The 12,979-nt window shown below is 39.1% G+C and carries 13 protein-coding genes; all 13 read left to right on the plus strand.

Annotated features, from left to right (window positions below; translation table 11 throughout):
* Window positions 1-29: 29 nt before the first annotated feature.
* The 13 genes from ACG916_RS01705 (at window position 30) to trpE (ending at window position 12,943) form a co-directional block, all read left to right on the plus strand.
* On the plus strand, window positions 30-767 hold the full coding sequence (locus ACG916_RS01705; protein WP_336952391.1) for a LytR/AlgR family response regulator transcription factor: 738 nt from the start codon (window positions 30-32) through the stop codon (window positions 765-767).
* A 96-nt stretch (window positions 768-863) separates the two neighbouring features.
* A complete protein-coding gene (gene hemC, locus ACG916_RS01710) occupies window positions 864-1,787 on the plus strand; it encodes a hydroxymethylbilane synthase (protein WP_336952588.1) in 924 nt (307 codons plus the stop codon).
* Window positions 1,788-1,800: 13 nt separating this feature from the next.
* Complete coding sequence (locus tag ACG916_RS01715; protein WP_419326979.1) at window positions 1,801-2,583, plus strand: uroporphyrinogen-III synthase; 783 nt, start codon at window positions 1,801-1,803, stop codon at window positions 2,581-2,583.
* Window positions 2,580-3,410: a hypothetical protein gene (locus ACG916_RS01720; protein ID WP_336952389.1), complete on the plus strand. Its 831-nt coding sequence runs from the start codon at window positions 2,580-2,582 to the stop codon at window positions 3,408-3,410. Before ACG916_RS01715 ends, ACG916_RS01720 begins: the two co-directional genes overlap by 4 nt.
* A 4-nt stretch (window positions 3,411-3,414) precedes the next feature.
* Window positions 3,415-4,608, plus strand: coding sequence for a YfgM family protein (locus tag ACG916_RS01725; protein ID WP_419326980.1), 1,194 nt, complete (start codon window positions 3,415-3,417; stop codon window positions 4,606-4,608).
* 9 nt (window positions 4,609-4,617) lie between these two features.
* A complete protein-coding gene (locus ACG916_RS01730) occupies window positions 4,618-5,055 on the plus strand; it encodes an acyl-CoA thioesterase (protein ID WP_419326981.1) in 438 nt (145 codons plus the stop codon).
* 225 nt (window positions 5,056-5,280) lie between these two features.
* Complete coding sequence (locus tag ACG916_RS01735; protein WP_336952386.1) at window positions 5,281-5,607, plus strand: H-NS histone family protein; 327 nt, start codon at window positions 5,281-5,283, stop codon at window positions 5,605-5,607.
* Between the two features lie 163 nt (window positions 5,608-5,770).
* A complete protein-coding gene (gene gspN, locus ACG916_RS01740) occupies window positions 5,771-6,514 on the plus strand; it encodes a type II secretion system protein N (RefSeq protein ID WP_419330190.1) in 744 nt (247 codons plus the stop codon).
* The gene (locus ACG916_RS01745) at window positions 6,514-7,359 is read left to right on the plus strand and encodes a type II secretion system protein N (protein WP_336952384.1); all 846 of its coding nucleotides are present in this window, start codon (window positions 6,514-6,516) and stop codon (window positions 7,357-7,359) included. Before gspN ends, ACG916_RS01745 begins: the two co-directional genes overlap by 1 nt.
* Before the next feature lie 41 nt (window positions 7,360-7,400).
* Window positions 7,401-9,647 (plus strand): type II secretion system secretin GspD, encoded by a 2,247-nt coding sequence (gene gspD / locus ACG916_RS01750; protein ID WP_419326982.1) that lies wholly within the window; start codon window positions 7,401-7,403, stop codon window positions 9,645-9,647.
* 186 nt (window positions 9,648-9,833) lie between these two features.
* Window positions 9,834-10,556, plus strand: a complete 723-nt coding sequence (locus ACG916_RS01755) for an FHA domain-containing protein (protein WP_419326983.1) — start codon at window positions 9,834-9,836, stop codon at window positions 10,554-10,556.
* 93 nt (window positions 10,557-10,649) lie between these two features.
* Entirely contained in the window at window positions 10,650-11,318 is a 669-nt protein-coding gene (locus ACG916_RS01760; protein ID WP_336952381.1) for an HAD-IA family hydrolase, read from the plus strand.
* Between the two features lie 131 nt (window positions 11,319-11,449).
* On the plus strand, window positions 11,450-12,943 hold the full coding sequence (trpE, locus tag ACG916_RS01765; protein ID WP_419326984.1) for an anthranilate synthase component I: 1,494 nt from the start codon (window positions 11,450-11,452) through the stop codon (window positions 12,941-12,943).
* Window positions 12,944-12,979 lie beyond the last annotated feature (36 nt).

Raw genomic sequence — 12,979 nt, forward strand, 5'->3', positions numbered from 1 at the left:
AATATGATGTATTTTGGTAAGGAGGAGCAATGGACATCCTGATTTGTGATGATGAACCGCTTGCAGTGGACCGCTTATCACGATTGGTGTCGCAACTTGGGCATCAAGTTATTGCAACAGCGCAACATGGTAAACAGGCATTAGAAATGGTTCAGCAGTTTGAGCCAGATGTTGTGTTGCTCGATATTCAGATGCCAGAAATGGATGGTTTAAGCTGTGCGCAGCATTTAGCACACTTTAATCCTATGCCCGCAATTGTATTTTGTACGGCATTTGATGAACATGCTTTGCAAGCCATTCAATCTCAAGCCCAAGGATATTTATTAAAACCCATTGCCAAGGACGAATTGGAAACGGTTTTGGAGGGTGTTACTAAACTGACCCAAGCTCAATTAACTAACTTAGAAAAAAAAGAACTCATGGACGAAAAAGTGCAAAGGCAGCAAATTGCTGCAAAAACCTATCGGGGTTTGGAGCTCATTCCTGTTGAAAATATTTACTATTTTTTAGCAGATCAAAAATATGTCACTGTACGTCACAAAAATGGCAGTGTACTTATTGATGAAACGCTTAAAGATTTAGAAACAGAGTTTGCAGACCGATTTATTCGTATTCATCGTAATGCTCTAATTTCACTAGATTATTTAGACGGGTTGGAGATGGTGTCCTCTGGCCAGTACCAAGCACGATGCCGTGAATTAGAAGAACGTTTGGCCGTCAGCCGTCGACACTTACCTTTGCTACGAGAACGAATGCAGAATTTATAGTTGGATACGAACATTAAATCATTTTGATAATTCGCTTGCATTTTTGAGATTGCAGGGTAAGTTTAGAGTGTTTAAAAGTTTGGCAAAGCTGAAATGATGAAAACCTTGAAAATAGCAACGCGCCAGAGCCCACTTGCAATGTGGCAGGCTGAGCATATTCGTGATCGTTTAGAACAATTACACGCACATGTAAAAGTAGAGTTGGTGACGTTTGTAACCCAAGGTGACAAAATTTTGGATACACCTTTAGCCAAAATAGGGGGGAAAGGGTTATTTGTCAAAGAATTAGAAGCAGCTTTAATGGATGGTCGTGCAGATTTAGCCGTTCATTCAATGAAAGATGTACCCATGCAATTACCTGAAGGTTTAGTGCTTGCAGTAATTTGTGAGCGTGAAGATCCTTTTGATGCTTTTGTTTCCAATCATTATGAAAAGTTTGAAGATTTACCACAAGGCGCAACACTTGGCACATCGAGCTTACGCCGTAAATGTCAGCTTTTAAAACAGCGTCCTGATTTAAATGTGATTGATTTACGCGGCAATGTTGGAACACGCTTATCCAAGCTGGATGCGGGTCAATATGATGCAATTATCCTTGCCAGTGCTGGTTTGAAACGATTAGCGCTCTCAGATCGTATTCGTCACACACTTGCACCAGAGATTAGTTTACCTGCTGTGGGTCAAGGTGCACTGGGCTTAGAGTGTCGCTCAGATGATCAAGAAATTTTGGATTTAATCATGCCTTTAATGCATGGTGAAACCAATGCATGTGTACGTGCTGAACGAGCTTTTAATGCTTATCTCGAAGGCGGTTGCCAAGTGCCTATCGCAGGCTTTGCTACGTTAAGTGATCAATTGTTGTCCTTAGAAGGTCGGGTTGGTAGTGCGGACGGCAAAACATTGTTATGTAGTCAAGTCAGTGGCACACCAGATCAAGCAGAGCAGTTAGGTGTGCAACTTGCACAAAACCTACTTGAACAAGGTGCTGGGGAAATACTCAAAGCACTTTATCAAGCTTAGTTTCTAGGCTTTAATGTTGTTTATTAATACTCGCCCGATTGATCGTGCTCAGCCATTAACTGAATGTCTGCGCCAATCAGGTTTTGACGTGGTTGATCTTCCATTATTGGAATTGACCCCACGTCCCTATAACAACATATTACAACAACTTTATTTACAACTTTTATCAACTCAAATTATTGTTGTAGTCAGTCCAACTGCTGTTCAAGTGGGTATGCAATATCTTCAGCAATCGGGCCTATCTCTTTTACAGATCAAACATATTCAGTGGATTGCTGTGGGTAAAAAAACTGCGCAACGACTTTCAGACTACGGTGTAGAAAGTCATGTCCCTATGGTGGAAACATCTGAAGGAATGTTGAGCTTGCCCCTATTCAATACCTTAAAAGATCTAAAGAAAATAGCTTTTTGGCGTGGTGAAGGCGGTCGGCAGTTTATGATGCAACAATGTCAAGACCGTCATATTGATGTTTTAAACTTTGTCTTATATGACCGAGCATGTCCTCCAGAAACACATCAGCGATTTTTAGATTTTGTGGGTAGGGTTGACCAGTTTGAACCACCCTATTGGAGTTGTATTAGCAGTGAAGCCAGTTGGAACAATTGGCTTGTTTTAACCCGTGATCATCAAGAGATCGTGAGTGCTTGTCATTATTTGGTTCTGGGTGAGCGTTTGTATCAATTATTAAGACATGATAAAAATGCAACCCAGACGTGTTTGAACAGCACTAAAATTTTAAATTTAGAGCCAGAAACCATTCTACAAACCATAGTGCAGTTGCAAAGGAAGTTATGAAGAAGTTTATTTATGTCTTATTGTTGATCGCTTTAGGATGGCTCATTAAATTGAGTTATAACTTCTATCATGTTTCACAACAGCTCAATGATATTCAACAAACGCTACATAAAAGTGAACAAAAGAATGCCAGTTTGAATGATCAACTGGTGGCGGTAAAACGACAAACAGATGAACCCACTCAAGAGGTAGCAAATAAAACCACCTCTGTAAAAACTTCAATTTCTGGTATTCATCCAAGTGTGGTGGTTAAACAACAGTTAGACTTGGTGCAATTTGCGATGCAACAACAACAGTTTGTTTACGCGCTTGAGCATCTTACTCAATTAAATCAGTCCTTAGATCAGTATGCGTTGGCGGATGCGGTAAAACAAAGCTTACATCAAACCATTGTGCAAGATATACAAAGCATTCAACATTTTGTGATTGAACGAAATGCCCAGCGAGATCAACTAGAGACTTTACTTAAACAAGTTGATCAAGCATTAATATCCGAGCTAAGAAATAATCAATTGAAACCAGAGCAAGATCAGTCGCAATATTTTTGGGAAAAATGGTTTCAAATTGATATTGTTGAAACAAATTCTCCAGTATTGGCAAACCGTAAATTTATTTTAAAAGAAGTTCAATTGAGATTATTGCTTGCTCAGCAGTTGTTAGTGAAAGGGCAAATTGCTGAATACCAAGAGATGCTGAATCAAATGATTCAACAATTGGATATTTTACCTGACGCTGCTAGTCAGAAGCTTAAGCAAAAAATATTAAAAATTAAGCAGACCTCGCAACCCCCGATCCCTAAACTCAATAGCTTGGCTGTCTTGGGGTAGATGGATGAAACATATTTTCCTGATCTATGCCTTTATTAGTCTCATTATTCTAGCTGTTTTAAGTGTGTTGAGTTATACCGCAGGGGCGGGTTATGTTTATGTGTTATGGCACAATATTCAAATACAAACCAATTTATGGTTCTTGACATTTGTTGGTGTTGGTATCAGTTTTTTGATGCATGTGGTGTGGTATTTCCTCAACCGTTATATCCGTAGAGAAAAGAGAAAATTAGAACAAGTACTAAATTTTACTACATTGCATCCATTTGAACAGTTTGGTGTATTGTGGTTGTTGGATGGTGAGGATGAGCAAGAGCAAGTTATACAAACTATTTTTGATCAATCTGGTTTATTAAAGCCCATTGTTCAATCTCGACTATTATTCAAACAACTTCACTATAGTGAAGCCCTGAAAGCTTTAGAAAATAGTTCTCCGTCCGCTTTTGAGTTGGCAGAAATTTTACGTATCGAAATTTATTTAGCGCAAGAAGACAGTCAACAAGCTTTAACACATCTAGAGTTTTTAAATCGACATGAACTTTCGCCATGGCTAAATCAGCTTTCAGAAAGTTATAAATTATGTGTGCAAAAATTATGGGGACAGTTTGCCATACAATATCCTTGGCAATATTTACATTCGACTCAATTTGGGCAATTAGAAACTGCAACTAAACAGCAATGGTTAATACAGCTTTTAGGTTGTTATGACCAAGCAAGTTTTGAAGATATTGAACTATTACAACAAAAGTTTTTAGAGATAGAGTCACAACTTGATCAAATGCCTTATGACACAAAAGTGCTTTGGTTGAAAATTATTACTCGATTACCTGAACTTGCTCAGCAACAACAGCAGTTAGTGATTCAAATACTTAATGAAAAATTTGACCAAGATGTCTTTCATTTATGGTTTCAACAACAGTTGTTGAGACAAAATCCAGATTATGAGTATTTAGAGCAACAGATTATAAATCTTGAATCTAAGTATATGAACATTCCTGTTTTTTGCTTTGCTAAATGGCATATATATATTGCGACGCATCGTGAATACGAAGCTGATCAGCTTTTGTTATTATATCCAAATGAAATTCTAATGAATTATTTACGAATCAAATCTACTTTAAATGGAAATGATGAATTAATTCAGCAATTGAATTCAATTTTTGAAAAAGACAGCAATTATATTCAATTTAAAATTTGAGAATCTACAATGAATCCACTGATAAAATTCCCTATCGTTTATGAACAAAAGGTTGCATGGGGGGATATGGATGCTTTTGGTCATGTAAATAATGTGCTGTATTATCGCTATATTGAAAGTGCACGTATCGAATATTTCGATCGTTTGAATGTATTTGACCAAGATGTTTTAACTGTTGTTGCTTCAAGTCAATGTAAATATTTAAAACCAGTATTTTATCCCGATGTGCTACATATTGGTGCGCGGGTAGAAGAAATGAGAAATAGTGCAATACGCATGCATTATGTATTATTCAGTGAGCAACAACAGCAGATTGTTGCTGACGGAGAGGCAGTTATTGTTTTTGTCGATAAAGTAGAAATGAAAAAAGCACTAATTCCTCAACAGTTGCGAAAAGTTATAATTGATTTAGAAGCGACTGTGCATAATGATTTTGCAAACACATAAAAATGTCTCAATTATCATCATTATATTTAAAACATAAGAAAACATATTCTTACTTATCAGGTTTATTTTACTGTTAGAAATAAGCCTTTTGGTGTAATTATAATAATGTTTTTGTTGTTTTATGTGTTTATTGAGGAATATATGTATTGCTTATTGGAATAAATGAAAATACTATTGCCATGAAGTTATTTTAAATAAGTATTAAGAAATTTACGTGGAGAGTTAATGATGCCTGATATTAGTAATTTATCGGTAGAAGAGTTAAGAAAGCTAACAGCTGAAGCAGAAGCTTTAATTGAAACTAAAAAAGATCAAGCCGTTGAAGACGCTTATAATAAAATTATTGAAATTGCGCAATCTGCTGGTTTAACTTTAGAGCAGTTTATTGAATACGGCGCACAAAAGCGCAAAAAGACAACGCGTAAAGCGGTTGAGCCGCGTTATCGCAATAAAAAAGACACTTCTGAAACTTGGACTGGACGTGGTAAACAGCCACGCTGGTTGGTTGCAGAAATTGAAAAAGGTGCAAAATTAGAAGATTTCTTGATCTAATCTTCATCTAAGTGTCATTCAAAGGCCTTAAACTTAAAGAACCAAGCAAATCTGCTTGGTTTTTTTATACGAGTGAATTGGCGTTATGCAAAAATTATGCATAATGTACAAACAAGAGGGCATCATCTTGCATGGAAGAATAAATGAATGATGGTAAAGATGAATGAATAAAAAATCAAAACAGATCACGTGGTGGATTACTGGAGTGGTCGCTTTTTTAATTTTTGTACTTTTACAAGTCCCTGCAACATGGCTGATTTCTAAATTTTATAAGAACAATCAAACCTTACAAAATGTGAGTGGAAATATTTGGCAAGGACAAGCAGATTGGCATAAAGGTAATTTACGGGGCTCCGTTTCGTGGAGGACACGCCCGTGGGATCTGATATTATTACGTGTGGGTGCAAATATTGAAGTACACAGTGGGCAGACCCAACTGAATGGGGTAGTGGGCTATGGTATTGGTAAAAAAATAATAATTAATCAGATGCAAGGTCAGATTGCACCAGAAACTTTAAAGAATATTGCAAATTGGCAGTGGCCTGCAAATGCAATTCAAATTTCAGATACAAGCTTGCGTTTTAAAAAAGATACTGGATTTAGTGATGTTGACGGACAAATGCATTGGGGAGGGGGTGAGCTTCGGTATACTTTTGGACAACGTCAAGATCAATTGAATATCCCATCTTTAAAAGCGCAAGTTAAAGATGAGGCGGGTAAACTGATTTTTGATATACAAGATCAACGTAGTCAGAAAATGGCCAATATCAGTTTAGATCCAACCATGATGTTAGATGTGCAGTTAACACAACGGATGTTGCTCAATGTGCCTTCCTACGATGGAAAGGCAGGTTTGGATAGTTTTGTAATTAGTTCAAGACAACCGCTCATTCAAGGTGGTTTCTGATGAATATAAAAGAACAGTTTGAAAATATTTCTTGGAAAAAAACAGAGCATCTTGCACCTGTTGTTTTATTTCTTTTAATTTTAGCATTGTGTTGGAAACTGGCCTCGATTTTTTGGTGGGTGGTTGCGCCACCACAAGTCATGCAACCCGAGCAAGTGAATCTAGGCTCACAACAAGTTCAAGTTCCAAATATTTCAAGCTTTTCATTATTTGAGGAAGTTGGATCTAGTACGACAGCGGATGACAGTATTCCGATGGTCTTACAAGGTGTAGTCGTCAGTTATCCAGCACGTTTTTCATCCGCAGTAATTAAAGTTAAAGAAACAGCAGATCGTTATGCGGTCGGTGACACAATCGAGGGTACTAGTTACCAGTTATCCGAAGTATATTGGGATCATATTGTTTTAAGTCAAAGTGGAAATAACAGTAAAGAGTTGCGTTTTACAGGGCTGGATAGTTTGTATCAGCCTATGCCAGGGCAATCTACAGATCAAAATACTAGTCCGCCAGCAAGTACTCCTGCACCATCGCAACCACAAAACTCAAGCCAAAATGCTTTGGGGCAAGCGATTGATAGGATGAATGAAAATCGGGACGAATACCTAAAGAACATGGGGGTTAACGCAAGTGGCGGTCAAGGCTATGAAGTAACAGATCAAACCCCCGCAGCGCTCCGAAATAAACTGGGATTAAGATCTGGAGATCGCATTCTTTCGCTCAATGGACAATCAGTTGGTCAAGGACAGAGTGATGTTCAGCTGCTAGAACAAGCAAAGCGGGATGGCAAAGTAAAAATTGAAATTAAGCGTGGTGATCAGGTGATGACCATTCAGCAAAGTTTGTAAGTGGCTAGGACTACAAATAAAATTAGGATAGATAATAAGTTATGGCTTTTTTGAATCACAATCGACCACTTTGGGCTTTAGTTGCAGCGGCACCAATGCTGGTTGCAGTTAGTACAGCAACACATGCACAGACGTGGAAAATTAACTTACGCGATGCTGATCTCACTGCTTTTATCAATGAAGTTGCAGATATTACGGGCAAAAATTTTGCGGTCGATCCCCGTGTACGTGGCAATGTCACGGTTATTTCAAATAAACCTCTAAATAAAAATGAAGTTTATGACCTATTTTTAGGGGTGCTGAATGTCAATGGTGTAGTGGCTATTCCATCGGGGAATACCATTCGTTTGGTACCAGACAGTAATGTCAAAAATTCTGGTGTACCTTATGATCCACGGAATAATGCACGTGGAGATCAGGTTGTGACACGTGTGATTTGGTTGGAAAATACCAACCCCAATGATTTGATCCCAGCATTACGTCCATTAATGCCACAATTTGCGCATTTGGCAGCAATACAGGGCACCAATGCGTTAATTGTGTCAGATCGTGCAGCAAATATTTATCAACTTGAAACCATTGTTCGGAACTTGGATGGTACTGGGCAAAATGATATTGAAGCTGTTCCTTTACAACAGAGTCAAGCTGAAGAAATTATTAAGCAATTGGATGCAATGAGTTCGACAGGTGCATCCAAAGATTTTGCTGGGGCTCGGGTTCGTATTATCGCTGATGCGCGAACCAACCGTATTTTGATTAAAGGGGATACAGGTACACGTAAACGTATCCGCAACATGATTGAAATGTTGGATGTCCCGTCTGCTGATCGTTTAGGTGGGCTTAAAGTCTTTAAATTAAAATATGCTAGTGCAAAGAATTTATCTGAGATTTTGCAAGGTTTGGTGACTGGTCAGGCAGTCAATTCTAGTTCAAATAATTCTTCTAATAGTAGTTCTAACAACAGCAATAGCAACAGTTTTAACAATAATAACAATTCATCATCGAATACCAGCTCAAGCACTGGAAGTAGTATTTCAACACCAGCAATTAATTTAAACAGCAACTCAAATAACAATAATCAAAATAACATCACCAGTTTTAATGCCAATGGTGTGAGCATTATTGCAGATGGCGCTCAAAATGCGCTGGTGGTTAAAGCTGAGCCACAACTGATGCGCGAAATAGAGGCTGCCATCCAACAGCTTGATGTACGTCGTCAACAAGTTTTGATTGAAGCGACGATTATTGAAATACAAGGCAATGATGCAGATCAGCTTGGTGTGCAATGGGCAATGGGTGATTTAAGTAGTGGTGTGGGTTTAATTAATTTTGATAATTTGGGTACGAGTTTATCAAAATTGGCTGCAGGTTATTTAACAGGTGGTGCTTCTAGTTTAGGTGCACTCGGTGCAGGAACTTCACTTATTGTTGGGGATTATAAAGAAGGTGCAGACGGTTCACGCAGATTATATGGTGCGATGATTCAGGCTTTAAAAGAGCGTACAAAATCCAACCTCTTGTCTACACCATCTATTCTTACCATGGACAATGAAGAAGCATATATTGTCGTCGGTGAAAATGTTCCATTTGTTACTGGCTCAGTCAGTACTGGGACAGGTGGCACCGTCAATCCATATACCTCAATTGAGCGTAAGGATGTGGGGGTGACGTTAAAGGTAATTCCGCATATTGGAGAGGGCGGTTCGATTCGTTTAGAAGTTGAACAAGAAGTCTCAGGCGTTAAGTCAAGTAAAGGGCAAGCTCAAGATTTAGTGACCAGCAAGCGTTCAATCAAAACTACTGTAACCGCAGATCATGGGCAAACCGTGGTGTTAGGTGGCTTGATTTCTGATGATACTGTTCTTGGTCGTCAGTCTGTGCCATTGTTAGGTGATATCCCAGGCTTAGGCCGGTTATTTAGATCGGATGCAAAGTCGAACATAAAGCGGAATTTACTTGTGTTTATCCATCCAACCATCGTGGGTGGGGGTGCCGATATACGCCGTATATCTCAACAACGTTATGATCAGCTGTATAGCCTGCAATTGGCGATGGATAAAGATGGTAATTTTGCTAAGCTCCCTGCCAATGTTGATGATGTTTTTCAGCAACGATTGCCGTTTAGCTCGACACCAAGTTCGCAACCTAAGCTGGTACAACCGCAACCGACAGCACAACCTTCAAGTCAGTATCAAAAGGTGCCTACAGGAGCCAAGACAAGTGCAGTACAAGGTAATGCTGTGACTACACCCGTTGCAGAAGAACCAAATGATATCCGTAAGCAGTAGCACATTGTGGGCTTCGCGTAACAAGTGCTTCTAATCACATGCTTTATTTGATATTTAAAATAGTTTGTTAAAGTATTGTGGTGTGTTCTGTTGTGGCATGAACAAAATAAAGCTTGGTTTTGCGCTGATTTAGTACTGTAGAAATGTCATGCTAAGATAGACTTGAATTAGAATGGGAAGATAATCATGACTTGGAAATTACAAGCAATTACAGGTGAGTTAGAAGGGCAGGAAGTCACGATCGATCGTGATATGCTGGTTGGTCGCCATCAAGATGCAGACCTGTTATTACAAGCTGCGGAAATTTCACGTCGCCATGCTGCATTCTTATTAAAAGAAGATGCGCTTTGGGTTCAAGATCTAAAGTCATCTAATGGTACATTTGTGAATGATATCCGTATCGATCAAGATAAATTGTTGATGGACGGTGATATTGTTCAATTTGCCAGTGTTAAATTTAATGTACTTGCGCCAGTAAAACCTGTTGTTCTGCAAACTGAACATACAGCGTCTGAGGATGAAGTTCAACCCGTTGTAGCTTCACTAGAAACGCCAGTTCAACAACCAGCAGAGGCTGTGGCGACTGCTGAAATCAAACCAGCTACCCCCGTAGAACGTACAGTGGCAGATCAGATGAATGAACAGGGTATGCCTGAGCTTTCAGAACGAGATAGCAGTGTTCAAATCAACCGTGAAGGTATGCCCTCTGGTGTAGCAATCCCTAAACCTGCCCCAATTCCAGAAGGTGTGGATATTCATGCGGCTACACAGCTCAAAGTAGAGCAGGTTAAAGCACCTGAATTTGTGGCAGACGAACATGTTGAAACCCAGAAAAATGCAAAGTTAGGTTTGGCAACACTGGTGATTTTGATCATTTTGGCAATTATTGCATGGCTATTGTTCAAATAATTTGCAAATGCGCTACACTCAAGGCATGCAATCGCATGCCTTTGTTTTTTGTATTTTCGTTTTTAAATTTAAAACTCGATTTAGGTGTAAATCATGAATGTGGCAAAGCTAGACCAACGCGAACTGATTTTATTTGATTTGGATGGGACCTTGGTTGATTCAGCATTTGATTTATATCGTGCCATGAATTTAAGTCTAGCGCGTTTGAACTTACCCCACGTCACTGAACAACAGGTTCGGGTTTGGATTGGTAAAGGCACTTCATTATTTTGTGAAAGTACATTGAAGTATTTAAAAGGTGAAGTGGATCCTGTACTGCATCAACAGCTTTTGGATACATTCTTGGAAATTTACAATGCAGAGCCTTGTGTCGATACCAAGCCATTCTCTGGAATTTTAGAATTTTTAGAATGGGGAATTAAAAACAATAAGAAATTGATTTGTGTGACCAATAAACCAGAACAACCCGCACGAAAAATTCTAGAAGACTTGCAAATGGATCACTATTTTGTCGATGTAATAGGTGGTGATCGTTTTGAAGTGCGTAAACCACATCCAAAACCATTATTGTATTGTGTTGAAACTTATCAGTCATCAACTGACAAAACCTTGATGATCGGCGATTCAAGTAATGATGTGGAGGCTGCACGCCGTGCAGAGGTTGATTGTATTGTGGTCAGCTATGGTTATAATCACGGTGAAGATATTCAACTCTGTCAGCCACAACAAGTAGTGGATGATTTAACAGAGCTTTTGGCTTAATACCTGTATATTTAAATTGTTGCGAAAAAAAGGGAAGAGGAATGAATAGCAAACGCACTTTTCGATGGCGTCACTAAGTGAAATGCAGAGACATCCATACTTAGTATTATCGAAAATAGAGAGAATTCCTGATGACAACCTTAGCGCAGTTTGAACAATTAAAATCAGCGGGTTATAACCTTATCCCCGTATATCGCCAACGCTTAGCCGATACGGATACGCCATTATCTGTATTTGCACGTTTAAAACAGCATCAACAAGCTTATCTTTTTGAATCTGTTGAAGGTGGCGAAAACTGGGCAAGATATTCAATTATTGGACTGGGTGAGTCAATCGTATTTTCCTGTAATGCAGGACAGCTCACGATAAAATCGGTAGATGGCTCGATAGATACCCAGCCATGCGCAGATCCATTTCAATATATCCGCGATTTTCAAGCGCAGTTTAAAGTACCCACACAACAAGATTTACCTGCACTGCCTAATTTTACCGGCGGCTTGGTGGGTTATTTTGGTTATGACGCAGTACGCTATATTGAGCCACGGTTAAAGAATGTGCCTGAGGCAGATCCAGTTGGACTACCTGATTTATGGATGATGTTATCTAAAACCGTCATTGTATTTGATAACTTAAAAGATACTTTGTTTTTAATTGTGCATGCAGATGTTAATGATAAAGAGGCTTATGCCAAGGCTCAGCAACAGCTGGATGAGATTGAGGCATTATTGGCTATGCCAATTAGCTTGGTTGCCAAAAAACATAGCGCTCCGCATTTTGAGTCACTGACTGGACACGACAAATTCCTTGAATCGATTGAGAAAGTTAAAGAATACATTCGTGCTGGTGATGTAATGCAGGTTGTCCCTGGGCATCGTATGGTGTCGGATTTTGATGGTGAGCCCTTACAGGTTTATCGTGCATTACGACATCTCAATCCATCACCGTATTTATTTTTGGTACAAGGGCAGACCCTTTTAGATCAAAAGCCGTTCCATATCGTCGGATCTTCACCGGAAATTCTTTCTCGACTGGAAAATGGGATCGCGACTGTACGTCCGCTTGCAGGTACACGTCCACGAGGAAAAACCAAAGAAGAAGATTTGGCACTTGAAAAAGATTTACTTTCCGATGAAAAAGAGATTGCGGAACATTTAATGCTGATTGATTTAGGTCGTAATGATGTGGGGCGTGTCTCGAAAATCGGTAAAGTGCAAGTGACTGATCAAATGGTGATCGAACGTTATTCACATGTCATGCATATTGTTTCCAATGTGCAAGGTGAAGTGTTGGATGATGTCGATGCTTTGGATGTTTTTAAGGCAACTTTTCCAGCAGGGACGCTTTCAGGTGCGCCAAAAATTCGTGCAATGGAAATTATTGACGAAGTTGAGCCAGTAAAACGTGGAATTTTTGGTGGTGCAGTGGGTTATTTGGGTTGGCATGGTGAAATGGACATGTCGATTGCGATCAGAACCTGTGTTATTCGTGAAAATAAGGTCTATGTACAGGCTGGCGCAGGCTTGGTTGTCGATTCAAATCCTGAATCAGAGTGGAATGAAACCCAAATAAAAGCTCGCGCAGTGATCAAAGCGGTTGAATTATCGTCAAACGGATTGATTTTATGAGTTTTTGAGGTTTTTTTTGCAAAAAACACTTGCAAG

The organism is Acinetobacter legionensis (assembly GCF_048552295.1).
GTDB lineage: Bacteria > Pseudomonadota > Gammaproteobacteria > Pseudomonadales > Moraxellaceae > Acinetobacter.

Bases quoted from the DNA above. Each gene is read 5' to 3' on its own strand.
- ACG916_RS01705 (WP_336952391.1), top strand. From the start codon at position 30: ATGGACATCCTGATTTGTGATGATGAACCGCTTGCAGTGGACCGCTTA.
- hemC (WP_336952588.1), top strand. From the start codon at position 864: ATGAAAACCTTGAAAATAGCAACGCGCCAGAGCCCACTTGCAATGTGG.
- ACG916_RS01715 (WP_419326979.1), top strand. From the start codon at position 1,801: ATGTTGTTTATTAATACTCGCCCGATTGATCGTGCTCAGCCATTAACT.
- ACG916_RS01720 (WP_336952389.1), top strand. From the start codon at position 2,580: ATGAAGAAGTTTATTTATGTCTTATTGTTGATCGCTTTAGGATGGCTC.
- ACG916_RS01725 (WP_419326980.1), top strand. From the start codon at position 3,415: ATGAAACATATTTTCCTGATCTATGCCTTTATTAGTCTCATTATTCTA.
- ACG916_RS01730 (WP_419326981.1), top strand. From the start codon at position 4,618: ATGAATCCACTGATAAAATTCCCTATCGTTTATGAACAAAAGGTTGCA.
- ACG916_RS01735 (WP_336952386.1), top strand. From the start codon at position 5,281: ATGATGCCTGATATTAGTAATTTATCGGTAGAAGAGTTAAGAAAGCTA.
- gspN (WP_419330190.1), top strand. From the start codon at position 5,771: ATGAATAAAAAATCAAAACAGATCACGTGGTGGATTACTGGAGTGGTC.
- ACG916_RS01745 (WP_336952384.1), top strand. From the start codon at position 6,514: ATGAATATAAAAGAACAGTTTGAAAATATTTCTTGGAAAAAAACAGAG.
- gspD (WP_419326982.1), top strand. From the start codon at position 7,401: ATGGCTTTTTTGAATCACAATCGACCACTTTGGGCTTTAGTTGCAGCG.
- ACG916_RS01755 (WP_419326983.1), top strand. From the start codon at position 9,834: ATGACTTGGAAATTACAAGCAATTACAGGTGAGTTAGAAGGGCAGGAA.
- ACG916_RS01760 (WP_336952381.1), top strand. From the start codon at position 10,650: ATGAATGTGGCAAAGCTAGACCAACGCGAACTGATTTTATTTGATTTG.
- trpE (WP_419326984.1), top strand. From the start codon at position 11,450: ATGACAACCTTAGCGCAGTTTGAACAATTAAAATCAGCGGGTTATAAC.